General features: G+C 52.9%; 14 protein-coding genes, 2 tRNA genes and 1 riboswitch. Of the genes, 3 read left to right on the top strand and 13 right to left on the bottom strand.

Going from position 1 to position 15,191, the window contains the following annotated elements:
* Nucleotides 1-46: 46 nt before the first annotated feature.
* The 8 genes from C6362_RS06860 to C6362_RS06825 all read right to left on the bottom strand — a co-directional run bounded on the left by C6362_RS06860 (nucleotide 47) and on the right by C6362_RS06825 (nucleotide 7,801).
* Nucleotides 47-2,047 carry a molybdopterin-containing oxidoreductase family protein gene (locus tag C6362_RS06860; RefSeq protein ID WP_014015994.1) on the bottom strand — a complete coding sequence of 667 codons (2,001 nt, stop codon included), beginning with the start codon at nucleotides 2,045-2,047 and terminating at the stop codon, nucleotides 47-49.
* Nucleotides 2,048-2,325: 278 nt separating this feature from the next.
* Nucleotides 2,326-3,501 carry a phosphoribosylaminoimidazolecarboxamide formyltransferase gene (locus C6362_RS06855; RefSeq protein ID WP_014015993.1) on the bottom strand — a complete coding sequence of 392 codons (1,176 nt, stop codon included), beginning with the start codon at nucleotides 3,499-3,501 and terminating at the stop codon, nucleotides 2,326-2,328.
* A 54-nt stretch (nucleotides 3,502-3,555) separates the two neighbouring features.
* Nucleotides 3,556-3,633: riboswitch (ZMP/ZTP riboswitch) on the bottom strand.
* An 83-nt stretch (nucleotides 3,634-3,716) separates the two neighbouring features.
* On the bottom strand, nucleotides 3,717-4,196 hold the full coding sequence (rlmH, locus tag C6362_RS06850) for a 23S rRNA (pseudouridine(1915)-N(3))-methyltransferase RlmH (RefSeq protein WP_014015992.1): 480 nt from the start codon (nucleotides 4,194-4,196) through the stop codon (nucleotides 3,717-3,719).
* Complete coding sequence (locus C6362_RS06845; RefSeq protein ID WP_014015991.1) at nucleotides 4,196-5,329, bottom strand: S1C family serine protease; 1,134 nt, start codon at nucleotides 5,327-5,329, stop codon at nucleotides 4,196-4,198. The genes rlmH and C6362_RS06845 overlap by 1 nt, the downstream gene beginning before the upstream one ends.
* Complete coding sequence (locus tag C6362_RS06840) at nucleotides 5,326-6,264, bottom strand: MBL fold metallo-hydrolase (protein ID WP_014015990.1); 939 nt, start codon at nucleotides 6,262-6,264, stop codon at nucleotides 5,326-5,328. The genes C6362_RS06845 and C6362_RS06840 overlap by 4 nt, the downstream gene beginning before the upstream one ends.
* 64 nt (nucleotides 6,265-6,328) lie before the next feature.
* A tRNA-Ile gene (locus tag C6362_RS06835) sits at nucleotides 6,329-6,405 on the bottom strand.
* 56 nt (nucleotides 6,406-6,461) lie between these two features.
* A tRNA-Ile gene (locus tag C6362_RS06830) sits at nucleotides 6,462-6,538 on the bottom strand.
* 75 nt (nucleotides 6,539-6,613) lie between these two features.
* On the bottom strand, nucleotides 6,614-7,801 hold the full coding sequence (locus C6362_RS06825; RefSeq protein ID WP_014015989.1) for a pyridoxal phosphate-dependent aminotransferase: 1,188 nt from the start codon (nucleotides 7,799-7,801) through the stop codon (nucleotides 6,614-6,616).
* A 119-nt stretch (nucleotides 7,802-7,920) separates the two neighbouring features.
* Between C6362_RS06825 and C6362_RS06820 the strand changes: the two genes are divergently transcribed.
* A complete protein-coding gene (locus C6362_RS06820; protein ID WP_014015988.1) occupies nucleotides 7,921-9,090 on the top strand; it encodes an MFS transporter in 1,170 nt (389 codons plus the stop codon).
* Nucleotides 9,091-9,242: 152 nt separating this feature from the next.
* Here C6362_RS06820 and rplT read toward each other — a convergent pair whose 3' ends face one another.
* The 5 genes from rplT to C6362_RS06795 form a co-directional block, all read right to left on the bottom strand.
* The gene (gene rplT, locus C6362_RS06815) at nucleotides 9,243-9,593 is read right to left on the bottom strand and encodes a 50S ribosomal protein L20 (protein WP_014015987.1); all 351 of its coding nucleotides are present in this window, start codon (nucleotides 9,591-9,593) and stop codon (nucleotides 9,243-9,245) included.
* A 44-nt stretch (nucleotides 9,594-9,637) separates the two neighbouring features.
* On the bottom strand, nucleotides 9,638-9,835 hold the full coding sequence (rpmI, locus tag C6362_RS06810; RefSeq protein ID WP_014015986.1) for a 50S ribosomal protein L35: 198 nt from the start codon (nucleotides 9,833-9,835) through the stop codon (nucleotides 9,638-9,640).
* Nucleotides 9,836-9,851: 16 nt separating this feature from the next.
* Complete coding sequence (gene infC, locus C6362_RS06805) at nucleotides 9,852-10,364, bottom strand: translation initiation factor IF-3 (protein WP_071601828.1); 513 nt, start codon at nucleotides 10,362-10,364, stop codon at nucleotides 9,852-9,854.
* Between the two features lie 166 nt (nucleotides 10,365-10,530).
* Nucleotides 10,531-10,761, bottom strand: coding sequence for a DUF1653 domain-containing protein (locus C6362_RS06800; protein ID WP_014015984.1), 231 nt, complete (start codon nucleotides 10,759-10,761; stop codon nucleotides 10,531-10,533).
* 59 nt (nucleotides 10,762-10,820) lie between these two features.
* Nucleotides 10,821-11,453, bottom strand: coding sequence for a hypothetical protein (locus tag C6362_RS06795; protein WP_014015983.1), 633 nt, complete (start codon nucleotides 11,451-11,453; stop codon nucleotides 10,821-10,823).
* Between the two features lie 976 nt (nucleotides 11,454-12,429).
* Here C6362_RS06795 and C6362_RS06790 point away from each other — a divergent pair.
* A complete protein-coding gene (locus C6362_RS06790) occupies nucleotides 12,430-13,614 on the top strand; it encodes an acetyl-CoA C-acetyltransferase (protein WP_014015982.1) in 1,185 nt (394 codons plus the stop codon).
* Between the two features lie 211 nt (nucleotides 13,615-13,825).
* Nucleotides 13,826-15,007 carry an acetyl-CoA C-acetyltransferase gene (locus C6362_RS06785; RefSeq protein ID WP_014015981.1) on the top strand — a complete coding sequence of 394 codons (1,182 nt, stop codon included), beginning with the start codon at nucleotides 13,826-13,828 and terminating at the stop codon, nucleotides 15,005-15,007.
* Nucleotides 15,008-15,191 lie beyond the last annotated feature (184 nt).

Here is a 15,191-nt window from a genome sequence, read left to right as displayed (position 1 = left end):
TTTCAAACAGCGTACTTTGGTATTATAACGGAAAGCGCCCCATCTGTCAAGTATTTTTACTTGTCAGATGAACGCGGACGTCATAGAAGGTGCTGCCGGCACCTTCATCGGTCAGACGCTGGGACGTGAGGACGTTGACCGAAGCCCCCTGCCCTTTGACCCGTTCGCGCCACCAGACGCCTTCGCTGACGACCTGGCCTGGTACGGTCCGGTCGGAAATGACGACGGTGAAATCGGCCTGGCCCCGTTCATTGGCCAAGGTCACGGTCTGCCCTTCTGTCAGTCCATAGCGGGCTGCATCATCGGGATGGACGAAGAGGTCCATGATGTGGCCGGCCGTCAGCTCGTCCCGTTCATTGAAGGACGAATCGAGGATGCGCATATCCGGGCCGTTGACGAAAGCCAGGGTGCCGTCATCTTCAGCCAAAGGCATATAGTCGGGCAAAGGCTGGGCCAGGGCTTCGTTGCGGATTTCGATTTTCCCTGATGGCGTTCCAAAGCGGGTCTGATAATCGTCCGGCAGGGGCAGCGGCGTCGGCAATCCCTGGAGCAGCCGCTGCCGGTCTACCGGAAGGGGCCATTTCGTCGTCGATGCAGCCAGGGCTTCGACGAGGTCCCTTTCCGAGCGATTATAGAACTCATCGTCGATTCCCAGGGCATGGGCCAGGTCACAGGCGATGCGCCAGTTGGAGCGGCTCTGGCCGACTGGTGGAATGGCCGCATAGCCGCACTGAATCGTATAGTTACCATAAGAATAATAAGCATCGTCGTGCTCCAGGGACGTCGTCGCCGGCAGGACGATGTCGGCATAGCGGGCCGTATCGGTCATGAAGCGTTCATGGACGACGGTGAATAAATCGTCCCGGCAAAGGCCTTTCAGGACCTGGTTCTGGTCCGGCGCCGTGCAGGCCGGGTTCGACGAATAGACGAAGAGACTGCGGATGCTATCATCTTCCGTCAAGGCCTGGCCGAGACAGCACATGTTGACGATGCGCTTGCCTGGCTGTTTCCAATCGGAATGGGTGACGATTTCTTTATTATAGGCTTTCGACGCCGATGCCGACGTCAACAGGCCGGCCCCTTTCTTGCCCCAGGCGCCGACGACGGCAGGCAGACAGGTGATGAGGCGTGTCGTCATGGCGCCGTTGCGATAGCGCGACTGGCCGCTGCCGAGGCGGATGAAAGGCGCCCGGGCCTGTCCGTAGGCCTGGGCCAAGGCGACGACAGTCGCAGCCGGTACGCCGGTGATAGCCTGCACGGCTTCCGGCGTATACTTGGGGAGGACCTGCACTTTCAGTTCGTCCCAGCCGAGGACGTTTGCCGCCAGAAAGGCTTCATCGGCCAGTCCATCGCGGTCGAGGACATACATCATGCCCAGGACCAGGGCTCCATCGGTCCCCGGGCGGACGGCGACGAAATGGTCGGCTAAATCAGCCGTCTTATGGCGGTACGTATCAATACACCAGACGACGGCCCCTTTGCGCCGGGCCGCTTCGACATCGTGGCGGAAATGGATATTCGTCGCCACCATGTGGAGACTCCAGAGGAAGATGCAGTCGCTGTCCTGAGCTTCCTGCGGTGCCGTCGGCATGGTGCTGCCCATGACATCCTTGAATCCCTGCCCTTTGGCCGGAGCGCAGATGGTCCGATCCAGTTCCGAAGCGCCCAGACGGTAAAACAGTCCGTGCAGGGCATCATGCTGGACAATGCCCATGGTGCCGGCATAGGAATAAGGCAGGATGGCTTCGGCACCACAATCGGCAATAATCGCCTTCCACCTTTCAGCAATCTCCGCCAGGGCCTGGTCCCAGGAAATGGGTGCAAACTGGCCGCTTCCCTTGGGCCCGGTCCGCTTCAACGGCGTCGTCAGGCGGCGCGGCGAATGAACGGTCCGTTCATAATGGGCCATCTTCGGGCACAACGTCCCGCGCGTAAAAGGATGGGCCCCATCGCCGGCGACGGACACGACGCGGCCGTCGTCGACAGAAACGACAAGCCCGCAGGCATCGGGGCAGTCATAAGGGCAGACAGATGTATAGGTTTTCATGATATCACCTCTTGTTTCGTGGTTCGTGGCTCGTGACTCGTGGTTCGTAGTTCGTGACTCGTGGTTCGTAGGGGCCGTCCCAAAGGGCGGCCCGCCTGGAATTGGTGAAAAAAGGAGCCGTCGCATCGCGACAGCTCCTTTTAAGCAGTTAGCAGTTAGGGGTTAGCAGTTAGCAAATGATTTTAAATTTAAAAGCCATTACATCAAACTTCAAACATCAAACCCCAAACATTGAATATAAAAGAAAACGACCTTTCCCGACAGAAAGGGGGATATGCTTAATGATGGAACAGGCGCAGGCCGGTCATGGCCATGGCGATGTTGTATTTATCGCACGTTTCGATGACATTGTCATCGCGGATGGAGCCGCCGGCCTGGGCGATGTAGTCGACACCGCTGCGATGAGCCCGTTCGATGTTGTCACCGAAGGGGAAGAAAGCATCGCTGCCCAAGGCGACGCCGTGGAGCTGGGCAATCCAGGCTTTCTTTTCTTCCCGTGTGAGCGGTTCCGGTTTTTCCGTGAACAGATCCTGCCAGATGCCGTCGGCCAGGACGTCTTCGTAATCATCAGAGATGTAGACGTCGATAGCGTTGTCACGGTTCGGGCGGCGGACATCGTCGCGGAAAGGCAGATTCAGGACTTTCGGATTCTGGCGGAGCCACCAGATATCGGCTTTGTTACCAGCCAGGCGCGTGCAGTGGACGCGGGACTGCTGACCGGCGCCGACGCCGATGGTCATGCCGTCTTTGACGTAGCAGACCGAGTTGGACTGAGTGTATTTCAGGGTGATGAGGGCGATCATCAAATCGCGCTGGGCATCGGTGGGGATATCCTTGTTTTTCGTCGGGATATTCTTAAAGAGGTCCGTCGTAATCTTAGCTTCGTTGCGTTCCTGTTCAAAAGTGACGCCGTAGACTTCCTTCGATTCGATTAAGCGCGGCTTGTAGTCCGGGTTAATCTGGAGGACGCAGTAGTTCCCCTTCTTCTTGGTCTTCAAAATGGCCAGGGCTTCGTCGCTGTAGCCCGGAGCGATGACACCGTCCGAAACTTCCCGTTTGAGGAGCGTTGCCGTTTCAACGTCGCAGACGTCGGACAAGGCGACGAAATCACCATAAGAGCTCATGCGGTCAGCACCGCGGGCACAGGCATAAGCCGAAGCCAGGGGAGACAATTTCAGATCGTCGACCCAGTATATTTTTTTCAGGGTATCACTCATTTCCGTGGCGACGGCGGCCCCAGCCGGGCTGACGTGCTTGAAGGAAGCCGCAGCCGGAAGGCCCGTTGCTTCTTTCAATTCTTTGACCAGCTGATAGCTGTTGAAGGCGTCGAGCAAATTAATATAACCGGGGCGGCCGTTGAGGACCGTAAAGGGCAGGTCGCTGCCATCTTTCATATAAACCCGGGCCGACGACTGGTTGGGATTGCAGCCGTATTTTAATTGCAGTTCTTTCATGGTGATTCCTCCTGAATAGTTAAGCAAAAATAAAAAAATACCGACACTTCTGGAACGTTTCGCCCAGACGGTCGGCTCGTATGAATCATGCTCCCCGTGGTAACTCCACTTCCGTCAGTCACATGTTTCAGGTTTATTATACCGTCCGCAGCCGGGAGATGTCAAGAAAAAGCCCCTCCCTGGATAGGCAGAACTTCCACGGGAGGGGCTTTGTTTTATAAGTGATACGGCTCGTGCCGGTCGATCTTGATGGCGCGGTAGATTTGTTCCAATAAGAGGAGGCGTATCATCTGATGGGTCAAGGTGATACGGCCAAAGGAAATGCAGTTGTCGGCTTTGCGGCGGACGAGGTCGCTCAGGCCGAAGGGGCCGCCGATGATGAAGGAGATTTCACTGCAGCCGTACAGAGCCAGTTTGGCAAAGGACGCTGCCAGATCTTCAGAGGATACGAGTTTCCCCTGTACATCCAGGGCGAAGAGGTGCGAGCCCTGGCGGACGTGGCGCAGCATCTTCTCCCCTTCTTTGTCGAGGACCTGGGCCTTCTGGGCCGGCGACGGATTCTCAGGCATCTTCTCTTCAGGAAGGACGGTCACTTCGACCTGGCCATACGGGCGCAGGCGCTTCAAAAACTCGTCGATGCCGGCGGTGAGGTATTTCTCTTTGATCTTGCCGATGGTAATGACGTGATACTTCATCAGTTGGTCCCATCCCCCTGGTCTGACGAATCATTCTGCGGACTTTCCTGGAGGACGACGGTGACTTCGTGGTCCGAACCGTTGCGCGTATAATCCAGGCTGACAGAATCGCCGACATTGTGCTTGTCCATGACGCTCTGGAGGGCGCTGAAGTCTTTGACATCGGTGCCATCGAGTTTCAAGATGACGTCGCCGTGTCTGAGTCCAGCCTGATCCAGAGGTCCGCCGGCAGCGACTTTATAGACGTAAATGCCAGGTACATTCAATCTCATGCCGAAGCGGGCAGCCATCTGCTGGTCCAGGCCGTATAAGCCGAGGTACGGGCGGACGACCTTGCCGTTCTGGATGAGGTCCTGCAGAATCGGGCGGGCTGCGTTGATAGGAATGGCGAAGCCCAGGCCTTCGACGCCTTCTTTAGAAATCTTGGCGCTGTTGATGCCGATGACCTTGCCGTCAGCATCGACGAGAGCGCCGCCGGAATTGCCCGGATTGATGGCAGCGTCAGTCTGGATGAGCTTCATGCTCTGCCCTTCGGCACCGATAGTCCGGTTCAAAGAGCTGATGACGCCGACCGTGACGGTCCCCTGAAATTCCAGGCCCAGCGGGTTGCCGATGGCAATGGCCGGTTCGCCGACCTGCAGGGAATCGCTGTCGCCAAATTCAGCGACGGGCAGGTTGTCCATCTTGATCTTGACGACGGCTAAGTCCGTCTTTTCATCGCGGCCGACGACGGTCCCTTCCGTACTCTGGCCATCGGCCAGGGAGACGATGACCGTCTTGGCCGTACCGACGACGTGGTTATTGGTTACGATATAGCCGGCCTTGTCGAAGATGACGCCGGAACCGACGCCTTCACCGACCAGGACTTTCCGGTTGAACATATCGCGGTTATAGACTTTAGTCGTAATGCCGACGACGGCCGGGCTGACCTTCTTGGCAGCCTGGACGACAGCCGTATTTCGGGCATCCGAGATGGAATCCGATTTCGACGGTTCCTGGAGCTGGTTCACGGTTCCGTTATAAGTGCCGCTCGGCGTAAAAAAGGCATCGTGGATCTTGAAGCCGCCGAAGACGCCGACAGCGATGAGGACGACGGCAGCAGCTGCCGTGATGATATGTTTGCGTTGCATCATAGTTCATGACTCCCTTCCTGGAAGCGGACACTGCCCTTCTGGCAGGCCAGCCGTAATAAGATATCCTGGCCGATGACCCGGCCGGCCTGGGATAAGACTGTACGCATCGTGTGCAGCGCCAGGGACGGCGTATTATTCTTTTCGCTGCGGTGGGCCAGGAGGACCCGCATGACGCCTTTCGTCGGCAACCCGGCCAGAAAAGCGGCTGCCGTCTTGTTGGACAGATGCCCCCAGCGGCCGAGGATGCGCTGCTGGAGCGGATACGGATACGGACCGTTGCGGACCATCTGCTCATCGTGATTGGCTTCTAAGATGAGGATATCCGCATAAGCCGCAGCGGCTGCGACATCGGGGCTGACACAGCCTAAGTCCGTCGCCAAGGTAATCTTCGAATCGCCGTGGCAGAGGGTATAGCCGACGGGCCGGGCCGCATCGTGGGAGATGGCAAAGGGGATGACCTGGATGTCCTTTAGGCCTACGCGCCGCGTCAGCCGGACGAAACGGTCCTGGAAGCCTTCTACTTTCCGGCCCATGGCCTGCCAGGTCTCGGCCGTCGTATAGACGGGCATGGCCGTCCGCTTGAGAAGCGTCGCCAAGCCGTTGACGTGGTCTGAATGTTCATGGGTGATGAAGACCGCATCGAGGTCGCTCAAGGTGCAGTCATAGCGCTTCAACCCCTGTTCGATACGGCGACAGCTGATGCCGGCGTCGATGAGGATATTCGTCTTCCCACAACGGATATAGGCCGCATTGCCCTTGCTGCCGCTGGCCAGCATACTGACCAGGCAGTCGCCTGACCGGGCTTCGCCGCCGAGATTGGGAATCGCATCAGCCGCTGCTGGCGGTGCCGCAACAGGTACCTTGCATCCGGCCTGCTGACGGGCTGCCTGAATCGACAGGGCCATCGCCTGGAGCTGCCTTTCACTTTCCGTCATGGTCTCCCCTCCTTCTGTTGAAAAAAAAACCATCGTTCCGGAATAATCCAAACGATGGTCTGTGTGGTGGGCCTAGGTGGACTCGAACCACCGACCTCACGCTTATCAGGCGTGCGCTCTAACCAGCTGAGCTATAGGCCCATGTCATGGGACTTGCTTAGTATAACATATCGCAGAAAATTGTCAAGTGAAAAAATTGGTGGGCCTAGGTGGACTTGAACCACCGACCTCACGCTTATCAGGCGTGCGCTCTAACCAGCTGAGCTATAGGCCCATTTCCTAACGACTTGTTTAGTATACCACAGATACAGGACGTGTCAAGGAAATTCTTCCAATTTCTTACACTTTTTTATTGATACTGTTCCATCAATTTCTTAAAGGCGGCAAAAGACCGTTTGATCATATCCGGATCGACGCAATACGATACGCGGACGTAGCCAGGGCAGCCAAAGCTGTCGGCCGGGACGATGAGCAGGTTCAGTTTCTTGGCCTTATCGGAGAAAGCCTTGGCATCGGCTTCGGGCGATTTGACGAAGAGGTAGAAAGCACCGCTCGGATAGACGCAGTCGTAGCCCATTTCTTTTAATCCATTATATAAGAGCTTGCGGTTTTCGTCGTAAATATTCATATCGCTGGTCTGGCCCAGGCATTTGAGGACGACGTCCTGGAAGAGATGAGGTGCGCAGACGAAGCCCATGGAACGGCCGGCCCCGCAGACAGCCGTATAGACTTCCTTGGCATCGGCAGCGCAGTCCGGGACCAGGACGTAGCCGATACGTTCGCCAGGCAGGCTCAGGGATTTACTGTAGGAATAGCAGATAATCGTATCTTTATAGAATTTCGGGACATAGAGGATGGGAAGGCCATCGTAAATGATTTCCCGGTACGGTTCATCTGAGATGATATAGATGGCATGACCGATTTCCTGGGATTTCCGCGTCAGCAAAGCGGCCAGTTTTTCATAAGTATCGGCGGAATAGACGACGCCAGACGGGTTGTTCGGCGAATTGATGATGACTGCCCGCGTATGAGGCGTAATGGCCTTTTCCAAGGCATCCAGGGAAATCTGGAAGTGTTCCGTATCCGGCGGCAGGACGACGGATTTGGCATTGGCATTCTGGACGAAGACCGTATATTCCGGGAAGAACGGTGCAATGAGGATGATTTCGTCATCCGGGCTTTCGACGAGGGCTTTGAGGCTGATCGTCAAAGAGGCCGCAGCCCCGCAGGTCATATAGAAATTATCGGCCCGTACCTGGGCGTCATAAGTCTGGTTCATGAAGTCAGCCAGGCCCTGGCGGACAGCCGTATCGCCAGCAGCGGCCGTATAACCGTGGATGGCTGCCGATTCCCGCGTTTCCATGATATCTTCAATGGCTTCTTTGACGCAGGCTGGAGCCGGGACGGTCGGATTGCCGATACTGAAATCAAAGACATTTTCCTTGCCGACGACAGCCGCCTGCTGCTGGCCATAAGCAAAAAGGTCGCGGATGACCGAAGCCTGTGACCCCAGGGCGTACATTTCTTTTGATGCCATAATAACCACTCCTTCTAATATATATTGATTAGTTTGTTATTATTATAACACCAACAGGAAAAGGAAAATAGTCTATGTTATAATAGAAACGATTCATATTTCTTGAAAGGAGGATTTGTATGAAGAAACTAAGTCCTTATGTATACCTATTCGCTACGGGCCATTTTTCCGTAGACTGGGCGCAAGGCGCCATCCCGGCCCTCCTGCCCTATTTCATCTCGTCGTGTAACCTGAGTTATCAAGACGCGGCGACGCTCATCTTTGCCAATATGCTCTTATCGTCCGTATCCCAGCCGATTTTCGGCTATTACTCCGATAAGGTGTCCAAGCCCTGGTTCGCACCGCTCGGCCCCGTCCTCTGCGGCCTCTGCCTGACCCTGCTGGCCTTTACTCAGAATTATTGGTTCATCTTCCTCTGTTCCATGTTCAGCGGCTTCGGTTCTTCCATCTATCACCCCGAAGCGGCCCGTATGGTCAATAACATCGCCGGCGACCGCAAGGGACAGGCCCTGGGGACTTTCTCCGTCGGCGGCAATGCCGGCTTCGCCATCGGCCCCATGGTAGCCGGCGCCTGTGCCTATGCCTTCGACATCCACGGTCTGGTCATCTTCGGCATCGTCAATGCAATCATCGCCTTCATCCTCTATCACCAGATGCCGCACATCTTAGCCCTGGTCAACGATGCCAACCTGGCCGAAAAACAGGCTCATCCCGGCGAAGTCCTGACCAACGACTGGAACGCGTTTGGACGCTTATCCGTCGTCATCTTCGTCCGTTCCGTCGGCTTTACGGTCTGTAACACCTTCATTCCCCTCTATTGGATCCACGTCCTGCACACCTCGCCGTCCACAGGCAGTCTGGCCTTGTCCATCCTCTTTTCCATGGGCGTCGTCATCACCTTCCTCGGCGGGGTCCTGGCCGACCGTTTCGGCTTTCTCCGCGTCCTTCGCGGCTCCATGCTGATCATGATTCCTTCCATGTTCTTCCTGGTAAACAGTACGAACCTCATCGCAGCGACGTTGCTGCTCATCCCCGTCGCCTTTTCGCTGTTCGCCGCTTACAGTCCCATCGTCGTCCTGGGACAGACATACCTCGGCAAAAACGTCGGCTTCGCTTCTGGCGTCACCCTGGGTCTGACGACGACGATTGGCGGCCTCATTTCGCCAATCGTCGGCTGGGGCGCTGACCAGTGGGGCATCCCTACGGCCCTGCAGTGCCTCTGGATCTGCGCCATCATAGGCGCCATCTTTGCCTTCCTCATCCCCGTGCCCAAGGCCTGGCGGCATTGAAAAAAAGGCGCTGTCGCATGAAGACAGCGCCTTTTTTCGTGGTTCGTGATTCGTGGTTCGTGATTCGTGGCTGATAGTTGCCAGCCCCTGCAGAAAAAAATCCCCTGCATGACGGTGGAAACCTTCATGCAGGGGATTTTTATTTACATAAATTACTGTGCTTTTGCGACTTCTACGAGTTTTGCGAAAGCAGCTGCGTCGTTGACGGCGAGGTCAGCGAGCATTTTGCGGTTTACGATGACACCAGCTTTGGTGAGGCCGCAGATGAAGCGGCTGTAGCTGAGGCCGTTAGCGCGGGTTGCAGCGTTGATACGGGCAATCCACAATTTACGGAATTCGCGTTTCTTGGCGCGGCGGTCACGACGAGCGTAGTAGAGCGCTTTCATGACGCTTTCGTTAGCTTTTTTGAAGAGACGGCTGCGGGTACCGCGGTAGCCTTTAGCCATTTTTAAGATTTTTTTATGACGAGCGTGTGCTGTAACGCCAACTTTGATTCTTGCCATTAGTCTATTCCTCCGAATCTATATCAAAAAAAGTATTTTCCCTATTAGATGAACGGGCACATCTTGCGGACGGCTTCGGTCATGGTCTTGGAAACGAGCGTAGCTTTTCTCAGGTTACGTTTACGTTTCGGGCTCTTGCTTTCCAGGATGTGGCTCTTATACGGTTTCATGCGTTTGATTTTACCTGTACCAGTTGTGTTAAAGCGTTTTGCCGCAGCACGGCGAGTTTTCAATTTCGGCATAATAATTGTCCTCCTGTTACTTCTTGTTGACAGCGATGACCATGGTCATGTTTCTGCCTTCGATTTTAGGTTCTTTTTCTACATGGGCGGTGTCTTTCAATTCATCAGCGAATCGAACCAGCAAATCACGGCCCAGTTCCGGATGGCTCATTTCGCGGCCGCGGAACATGATCGTAACTTTGACTTTGCTGCCTTCACCCAGGAAACGCTGCGCAGCTTTCATCTTAACGTAGAAGTCATGGTCTTCGATATTGGGACGAAGCTTTACTTCTTTCAATGTCAAGACTTTCTGTTTTTTCTTGGCTTCCTTTTCACGCTTCTGCTGTTCATAACGGTATTTCCCGTAGTTCATGATGCGGCAGACAGGCGGTTTGCCATTCGGTGCGACTTCTACCAGGTCCAAATGCCGTTCTTCCGCAATCTGGCGGGCCGAACGGAGAGACATGACACCGAGCTGTTCGTTAGAATCACTGACCACGCGTACTTCACGGGCTCTGATTTGATCGTTGATACGTAATTCCTTACTAATCGTCTTTCACCTCCGAAATAAAAAAAGAACGGATAGCATGACTATCCGCTCTACGTTTCCGTCATAGACCCTAGTGACACGACCGTCTTGTAAGGTGAGAAGCGGATAGCTTCTGCTTTATTTTCAACAGTACATATTATATCAGCCATGGCAGGCCTTGTCAAGGTTATTTAATCTTGACGAAACGATAATCCTGTTCAGCACGGGGATATTTTTCCTTATCGACTTCGCTCATGAAATCCTTCAACGGGCGGGCATAGGTCTTCATCGTATCGTGCAAGGCCTTGTAAATGACAAATTTTTCACCGGTTTCCGTATGTTCGGCAATGGTGATGATTTCATAAGTATTTTTTTTGAAATGGCGCCAAATTTCATGGGCTTTTGGTAATTCTCTCATCGATAACCCTCCTAATAATCTACATTACTAACCTGGTGTAATTATACCATAGTTTCCCTTTATTTCAATGGCTTCATGACAGGAGCCACCGGCCTTTCCTTCCGCAGATGGGCTAACGCCTCCTGGACAGCCGGTACATCGATGCAATCGCTTTCTTTATCAGCGACGTCGATGCCCAGGCGCTGCTTGGCTTCTTTTTTGATGGCCTTGTAGAGTCCTTTGGGGAAATCGGGCAGGTTCGTCGTCACGCCGCGGGGAAAGACAGCTTCCTTTTCCAGCGTATAGCCTTCCGGATAGCGGCGGGAACAGCGGGGATGGTACATGTCGACATACAGGCGGTCGACGAACTTGCCGCTGACGTTGGTCAGTTCAAAGACATCGATGCCGTCGACGCTGCCGGCTTTGTGGAAAAAGACCATCGATCCGGTCCGGCGCAGGCGCAGGCGCGATAAGTAGACAAATTCTCCACTCGGTCCATTGACGGGAATTGGATTGGTCCTATCGTGGCCAAAACGACCATATGAACCTGGAATGATGTCGCAATCTTCGCCATGCGTCACCTTGTCGGCCAGTTTGCCTGACAGGGCCTGATTCTGTAATTCCGGCGAATTGAAAATCTGCAAGGCCTTGTCATAGATTTCCTCGCTCTTCGTTCTCTGGTGTTCTTTAAAAAAGGCATCAAAAAATCCCATGATACTCCTCCCACTATATAAAACATTTATATAATAATTTCACTTACTGATGACAGCCGTAACGACGTCACGGCATCAAAGGATATTGTATCCATTATAAGGCATTTCCCGCCCTGTCGCTAGTGCCTGTCAGTCACCATTTTTCTATTTTTAAGTTTATACTTTATTTTAACGTAAAATTTAATATTTTTCTGTTTTGAATAAATATCTATTTTATTCACTTTTACACTTCTTGTCCTTTGCTTTTGTTTATTCTATTTAAAAGGATTTTTCGGCCATTTTCCTGTTTTTATACTGTTCAAACGCCTATATTTGCATTGTGGTAATACAGGTGTCAAGTCGTTGCATTTTCTGGCTATTGATTTTATTTACGCATATGATATTATATTTATAGATAAAGAGTTCCGCTTTCCGGATTCAATATCTGATACATAATTAAAATTATTAAGTTTTGCAATATATTAAAGAAGAAAAGAGGTAAGAACTATGAATTTAAGTGCAGACGCAAAAATCATCATCTCCATGGGCGCTTTACTTTCGTACAGTTTCATCGCTCATCTTCTTTAAAAGGAATAGGAAAAGGGCTTGCCGCGTCGCGGCAAGCCCTTTTTTAGTGGTTAGGGGCTAGTGGCTAGGGGTTCGTAGGGGCCGTCCCAAAGGGCGGCCCTACGAGCGGCTAGCTGCTGACTGCTAGCCGCCAACCATACGTATACCAAATTATTCGTTCTCTTTATTCTTTTCTCATCTGACCCTTTCTTTATCATGATTATCTAGCATAGGGAAAATTCATTTTCCTCTTGCATTTCCTTGTGAAAAAATGTACTATATAGGCATGGAGATTGTGAAATTTAGAACTCAAGTTCTTCATTTCAGCGTAACCCCCAAGGAGCTGCGTAAGCGGCGGCTCCGTCAACTAAGTCTTATATACTATATTATTCTATACTTTGTTTCACATCACGAAAGGATGGTTTTTCTAATGAGAGATGCTGTTATCGTAAGTGCTTGCCGTACGGCCATCGGCAGTTTCAATGGCCAGTTCGCAGACGTCACCGCGGTAGACCTCGGTGTAGCTGCTGTTACTGAAGCAATCAAACGCGCAGGTATTCCTGTCGACCAGATCGACGAAGTCATCATGGGCCACGTACTCCAGGCTGGCTGCGGTGAAAACACGGCCCGTCAGGTAGCCCTTCATTCGGGTATTCCTCAGGAAGTTCCTGCTTTCACATTAAATAAACTTTGCGGTTCCGGTATGCGTGCCATTTCCCTCGCTTCCCAGCAGATCAAACTCGGCGATGCTGACATCATCGTAGCCGGTGGTATGGAATCCATGTCCAACGCCCCCTACTCCATCGCTAAAGGCCGCCGCGGTTATCGTATGGGCAACGGCGTCCTCGAAGACTTGCTCATGCGCGATGGCCTGTTCTGCACGGAAAACAACTACCACATGGGCGTAACGGCTGAAAACGTTGCCGCTCGCTTCGGTGTAACCCGTGAAGACCAGGATAAGCTGGCTTGCCGTTCTGAAAACTTGGCTTACAAAGCTCAGCAGGAAGGCAAATTCGACAGCCAGATCGTTCCGGTAACGATCCATAAGAGAAAAGGCGATGTCGTCGTCGACAAAGACGAATTCATCCGTCCGAACTGCACCATGGAAACACTGGCTAAACTCCGTCCGGCCTTCATCAAAGACGGCACAGTTACCGCTGGTAACGCTTCCGGCATCAACGACGGCGCAGCTGCTGTTGTCGTAATGTCCGCTGAAAAAGCTAAAGAACTCGGCATCAAACCGCTGGCTCGCATCATCGACTGGGCTTCGGCTGGTGTTGAACCGGCAATCATGGGTACTGGCCCTGTTCCGGCAGTCCGCAAAGTCATGAAGAAGACCGGCATGAACGTCGACCAGATGGACCTCATCGAATTGAATGAAGCTTTCGCAGCTCAGTCCGTATACTGCGTCCGCGAACTCGGCCTCAACATGGACAAAGTCAACATCCACGGCGGCGCTATCGCCCTCGGCCATCCGATTGGCTGCTCCGGCGCTCGTATCGTCGTCACCTTGCTCTACGCATTGGCTGAACCGGAAATCAACGGTAAATATGGTCTGGCTTCCCTCTGCATCGGCGGCGGCCAGGGCACGGCTATCATCGTAGAACGTCTGTAATTCAAAAATTCCCTATTCCCTAGCCATAAGTAAGGGAGATGTATGGAGTACGTAATTTTTTGAACGTGCTCTGTACATTTCCTTAAAAAAGGTGTATGATAGCAATATCAAAGTATCATTTTTATTATGATACTTTCGCCCGGTGTATCCTCTCATACTGATTCGCCGGCACCTATTTCATACGTAAAAAATTATCCAAGGAGTGATTCCAATGAAAGAAGTAGTTATCGTAAGCGCTTGCCGTACAGCAATTGGTAAATTCGGTGGCGGTTTCAAAAACACACCGGCTGTAGAACTCGGCGCTGTTGTCATTAAAGAAGCTCTCAAACGTGCTGGCATCGAAGGTAAAGACGTCGATGAAGTCGTAATGGGCAACGTCCTTCAGGCTGCTCAGGGCCAGAACCCGGCTCGTCAGGCTATGATTAAAGCTGGCATGCCTATCGAAGTACCGGCTCTTACGGTCAACAAAGTCTGCGGTTCCGGTCTCCGCTGCGTATCCTTGGCAGCTCAGATGATCAAAGCCGGCGACGCTGACGTCATCGTAGCAGGCGGCATGGAAAACATGTCCATGGCTCCTTTCGCTGTTCCTAAAGCTCGTTATGGCTATCGTATGGGCAACGGTGTCCTCGTCGATACCATGATCAAAGATGGCCTCTGGGATGCATTCAATGACTATCATATGGGCATCACGGCTGAAAACGTTGCTGAACGCTTCGGCATCACTCGTGAAGACCAGGATGCACTTGGTGTCCGTTCTCAGGTCAAAGCTTGCGAAGCTATCAAGAGCGGCGCATTCAAATCTCAGATCGTTCCGGTAACGGTTCATCAGAAAAAACAGGACGTCGTCATCGATACAGACGAATTCCCGCGTGAAGGCACGACCATGGAAGGCCTTGCTAAATTGAAACCGGCCTTCAAAAAAGGCGGCACAGTTACTGCTGGTAACGCTTCCGGCATCAACGACGGCGCAGCTGCATTCGTAGTTATGTCCGCTGATAAAGCGAAAGAACTCGGCCTCAAACCGATGGCTAAAGTCGTAAGCTATGCTTCCGCTGGCGTCGATCCGTCCATCATGGGTACCGGCCCTGTTCCTTCTTCCCGTAAAGCATTGGCTAAAGCTGGCCTCGAAGTCAAAGACCTCGACCTCGTCGAAGCTAACGAAGCTTTCGCAGCTCAGGCTGTATATTGCTGCCGTGAACTCGGCTTCGATATGGATAAAGTCAACATCCATGGCGGTGCTATCGCCCTCGGCCATCCGATTGGTGCATCGGGCGCTCGTATCCTCGTAACCTTGCTCTATGGCTTGAAAGAAGTCGGCGGCAAATACGGCTTGGCTACACTGTGCATCGGTGGCGGCCAGGGTACGGCTTGCGTCGTAGAAAACATCGACTAATTTCATCTCTCATGTAAAAAAGGTCTTGTCGCAGTGCGACAAGACCTTTTTTTAGTTGTTAGTAGCTAGTTGTTAGTAGCTAGCGGATGGTTTTAAATTTAGCCACGAAACACGAGCTACGAACCACTAAACTCTATTCCCATTTGGAATATAGAGCGTGAAAAGTGGCCCAAATACATATAAC

The organism is Megasphaera elsdenii DSM 20460 (assembly GCF_003010495.1).
In the GTDB taxonomy this organism is placed as follows: domain Bacteria; phylum Bacillota; class Negativicutes; order Veillonellales; family Megasphaeraceae; genus Megasphaera; species Megasphaera elsdenii.
Note: the sequence above shows the minus strand (reverse complement) of the source record. Positions and strands in the feature narration are given on the sequence as shown.

What these genes read in the sequence shown, in the direction of transcription:
- C6362_RS06845 (WP_014015991.1), bottom strand. Translation starts at nt 5,329, where the DNA reads ATGATGCAACGCAAACATATCATCACGGCAGCTGCTGCCGTCGTCCTC.
- C6362_RS06860 (WP_014015994.1), bottom strand. Translation starts at nt 2,047, where the DNA reads ATGAAAACCTATACATCTGTCTGCCCTTATGACTGCCCCGATGCCTGC.
- C6362_RS06855 (WP_014015993.1), bottom strand. Translation starts at nt 3,501, where the DNA reads ATGAAAGAACTGCAATTAAAATACGGCTGCAATCCCAACCAGTCGTCG.
- C6362_RS06800 (WP_014015984.1), bottom strand. Translation starts at nt 10,761, where the DNA reads ATGAGAGAATTACCAAAAGCCCATGAAATTTGGCGCCATTTCAAAAAA.
- rlmH (WP_014015992.1), bottom strand. Translation starts at nt 4,196, where the DNA reads ATGAAGTATCACGTCATTACCATCGGCAAGATCAAAGAGAAATACCTC.
- C6362_RS06825 (WP_014015989.1), bottom strand. Translation starts at nt 7,801, where the DNA reads ATGGCATCAAAAGAAATGTACGCCCTGGGGTCACAGGCTTCGGTCATC.
- C6362_RS06790 (WP_014015982.1), top strand. Translation starts at nt 12,430, where the DNA reads ATGAGAGATGCTGTTATCGTAAGTGCTTGCCGTACGGCCATCGGCAGT.
- C6362_RS06820 (WP_014015988.1), top strand. Translation starts at nt 7,921, where the DNA reads ATGAAGAAACTAAGTCCTTATGTATACCTATTCGCTACGGGCCATTTT.
- rplT (WP_014015987.1), bottom strand. Translation starts at nt 9,593, where the DNA reads ATGGCAAGAATCAAAGTTGGCGTTACAGCACACGCTCGTCATAAAAAA.
- C6362_RS06785 (WP_014015981.1), top strand. Translation starts at nt 13,826, where the DNA reads ATGAAAGAAGTAGTTATCGTAAGCGCTTGCCGTACAGCAATTGGTAAA.
- C6362_RS06840 (WP_014015990.1), bottom strand. Translation starts at nt 6,264, where the DNA reads ATGACGGAAAGTGAAAGGCAGCTCCAGGCGATGGCCCTGTCGATTCAG.
- rpmI (WP_014015986.1), bottom strand. Translation starts at nt 9,835, where the DNA reads ATGCCGAAATTGAAAACTCGCCGTGCTGCGGCAAAACGCTTTAACACA.
- C6362_RS06795 (WP_014015983.1), bottom strand. Translation starts at nt 11,453, where the DNA reads ATGGGATTTTTTGATGCCTTTTTTAAAGAACACCAGAGAACGAAGAGC.